This window comes from Streptomyces sp. NPDC057638, assembly GCF_042800315.1.
Lineage (GTDB): Bacteria > Actinomycetota > Actinomycetes > Streptomycetales > Streptomycetaceae > Streptomyces.
The window spans coordinates 1-3,573 of sequence record NZ_JBHVHF010000505.1 but is presented as its reverse complement, the minus strand read 5'-3'; the positions used below and the strand labels follow the sequence as shown (position 1 = coordinate 3,573).

Annotated in this window: 1 protein-coding gene; it reads right to left on the bottom strand. The window is 74.1% G+C overall.

Going from position 1 to position 3,573, the window contains the following annotated elements; genetic code table 11:
* Nucleotides 1–3,573, bottom strand: a 3,573-nt coding sequence (locus ACFVIM_RS34005) for a ribonuclease E/G (protein WP_384309924.1), incomplete at both ends; no start/stop codon positions are given.

Sequence of the window (3,573 nt, the reverse complement as noted above, 5' to 3'; positions counted from 1 at the left end):
GCCTTCGTGGCCGCCGTCTTCGTGGTGGCGGCCTTCTTCGCGGGGGCCTTCTTGGCCGGGGCCTTCTTCGCCGGGGCCTTCTTGGCGGCCGTCTTACGGGCCGTCTTCTTGGCCGGGGCGGCCTCCACCTCGGCGGGTGCCTCGGCGGCGCTCGGCGTGGTGGTGACCACCACCACGGCGGCCTCCTCCGCTCCCGAAGGCGAACCCGCCGGGGCGGTGGCCTTACGGGTCACCCGGCGCCGGGCCTTCGGCGGGGCGGCCTCGGCCGGAGCCTCGGCGACCACCGGGGCGGCCGGAGCCTGCGGGGCCTCGGCCACGGGAGCCTCCGGCTCGGACGTCGCGATCACGACCTCCGGCACCGTGGTGTCGGCGGCCTTCGGCGAACCGGCGGGAGCCGTCGCCTTGCGCGTGGCACGCCGACGGGTACGCCCGGCGGGAGCCGCCTCGGCCGGAGCCTCGGCCTCCTGCGGGGCCTGCTCCTGGACCGGAGCCGGGGCCGGGGCCTGCTCCTGGACCGGGGCCTGCGGCTCCGGCGCCACCTCGGGCACCTGCTCGGGCTCCGGCGCCACCTCGGCCCTGGACGCCCTGCGGGACGCCCTCCCCTTGCCCGCCTTCTTCTCGGCGGCGGGCGCGGGCTCGGCCTTCTCGGCCGCGGCCGCGGGCTCGGCGGGAGCCTCGGCCTCGGCGGCCTTGGGCGCACCGCTCGGCGCGGACGCCCTGCGGGTCACCCGGCGCCGACCACGGCCGCGCATCGCCGCCGCCTCGGCCTCGGCCGCGCTGCTGTACAGCTCCTCGTCCGGTACGAAGGCGGGCTCGGGCAGCGCGACCGGCTCGGCCGGCGCCTCGGACACGGAGGCCCTGCCCTCATGCGCCTCGTGCGTCTCGTGCGTCTCGTGGACCTCCGGGGCGTGGTCGGCCCCGCCACGGCCGCGCTTCTTCGAGCGCTTGCCGCCACCGCCGCCACCGACGGACGTCGGCTGGTCCATGTGCACGATCAGACCACGGCCGTTGCAGTGGACACAGGTCTCGGAGAAGGACTCCAGCAGCCCCTGCCCGACCCGCTTGCGGGTCATCTGCACCAGCCCCAGCGAGGTCACCTCGGCGACCTGGTGCTTGGTCCGGTCCCGGCCCAGGCACTCCAGCAGCCGGCGCATCACCAGATCCCGGTTGGACTCCAGCACCATGTCGATGAAGTCGACCACGACGATGCCACCGAGGTCGCGCAGCCGCAGCTGGCGCACGATCTCCTCGGCCGCCTCCAGGTTGTTCCTGGTGACGGTCTCCTCCAGGTTGCCGCCCTGGCCGGTGAACTTGCCGGTGTTGACATCGATCACGACCATGGCCTCGGTCTTGTCGATCACCAGCGAACCGCCGGACGGCAGCCAGACCTTGCGGTCCAGCGCCTTCATCAACTGCTCGTCGATGCGGTAGGTCGCGAAGACGTCCACCTCGCTGGTCCAGCGCTGGAGGCGCTCGGCCAGATCGGGGGCCACATGCGACACATAGCCGTGGATGGTCTCCCAGGCGTCGTCACCGCTGACGATGACCTTCGAGAAGTCCTCGTTGAAGATGTCGCGGACCACCCGGACGGTCATGTCCGGCTCGCCGTAGAGCAGCGTCGGGGCGCCACCGCTCTTGGCCTTCTTCTGGATCTCCTCCCACTGCGCCTGGAGCCGCTCGACATCACGGCGCAGCTCGTCCTCGCTGGCGCCCTCGGCGGCGGTGCGCACGATGACGCCCGCGTCCTCGGGGACGATCTTCTTGAGGATGGTCTTCAGCCGGGCCCGCTCGGTGTCGGGCAGCTTGCGGCTGATCCCGGTCATCGACCCCTCGGGGACGTAGACCAGGTAACGGCCGGGCAGGGAGACCTGACTGGTGAGGCGGGCGCCCTTGTGGCCGATCGGGTCCTTGGTCACCTGGACCAGCACCGACTGACCGGACTTGAGCGCGGCCTCGATCCGGCGCGGCCCGTTGGCCATGCCGAGCGCCTCGAAGTTGACCTCACCGGCGTACAGGACGGCGTTGCGGCCCTTGCCGATGTCGACGAAGGCGGCCTCCATCGACGGCAGCACGTTCTGCACCTTGCCCAGGTACACATTGCCGACGTACGAGGTGGCCTGCTCCTTGTTGACGTAGTGCTCGACCAGCACGTTGTCCTCAAGGACGCCGATCTGGGTGCGCTCGCCGCTCTGGCGGACGACCATCACGCGCTCGACGGCCTCACGGCGGGCCAGGAACTCGGCCTCGGTGATGATCGGCACCCGGCGGCGGCCCTGCTCACGCCCCTCACGGCGGCGCTGCTTCTTCGCCTCGAGCCGGGTGGAGCCCTTGATGGACTGCACCTCGTCGGAGGGCTCGTCGCTCTTACGGGCGCGCGGCTCACGGACCTTGACGACGGTACGCTCCGGGTCGCCCGCGCTCACTTCCTCGTCCGCCAGCGGCTCACCGCTGCGACGGCGGCGACGGCGGCGGCGACGGCTGCTCGACGACCCGCCGGAGGGGGAGTCGTCATCGAGGTCGGCGGAGTCCGCGGCCTCGGCCAGTTCCTCGTCGGCGGACTCGTCCTCGGCGGCGGCCTCGGCCGACTCCTCATCGGCGTCGGCGGCGTCGGCGGCCTCACCACGGCGGCGGCGACGGCCCCCACGGCGGCGGCGGCGCGAGGGACGGTCCTCGAACTCCTCCTCGGCCTCTCCGGCCTCCTCCGCCTCTGCGACCTGCTCCTCGTCGGCGGACCGGGCCTCGGCGGCCGGCTCGACGGCCTCGACGGCCGCGGCAGCCGCAGCAACCTCAGCGGAAGGGAGCTCCTCGCGGCCCTCACCACGACGGCGGCGACGACGACGGCCGGTGGGCTCGGGAGCCACCTCGGCGGCGGGCTCGTCCTCGGCCGGCTCCGCGTCGGCGGGCTCGGCGGACTCGGCCTGCGTGGCGGTCTGGTCGAGCTCTGCGGCGTACTCGGCTTCCTCGGTCTCCTCGACCTCTTCCAGGTGGCGCGCGGCGGCGGCCGCGGCGGCGGCGGTCTCCGGCGTCTGGAACATCGGCTCGGTGAAGACCGGGGCCTGGAAGACGGCGACCGCCGGACGTGCGGCACGGCGCGGCGCGTCCCGCTCCGCGGCCGGAACAGGCTCGGCGGTGAACTCCGGCACCACGACCCGGCGGCGACCCCGGCCACGGGGCGCGGTCTCCTCGGTGGACCTGGCCTTCGCGGGCTTCTCCGCCGCAGCGGGCGCCTTGGCCTTCGCGGGCTTCTCCGCCGTGGCGGGCGCCTTGGCCTTCGCGGGCTCCCGCGTCACGCCGGTGTCCTCGGCGGCGGACACGGCCGCGGTGACCTGGCGGGTAGCGCGGCGCCGGGTACGACGCGGGGCGGCCGACTCCTCGGCCACAGGCTCTGTCACTGCCTCAGCGGCGGGCTGCTCGGCGACCTCGGCCGAAGCCTCGGCGACCGGAGAACCGGCGGGCGCGGACGCCCGGCGCCGGGTACGACGCGGCGCGGCCGACTCCTCGGCCACAGGCTCAGCGACGACCTCAGCGGACTGCTCCACCACAGCGGCCGGAACCTCAGCCGCGACCGCCACA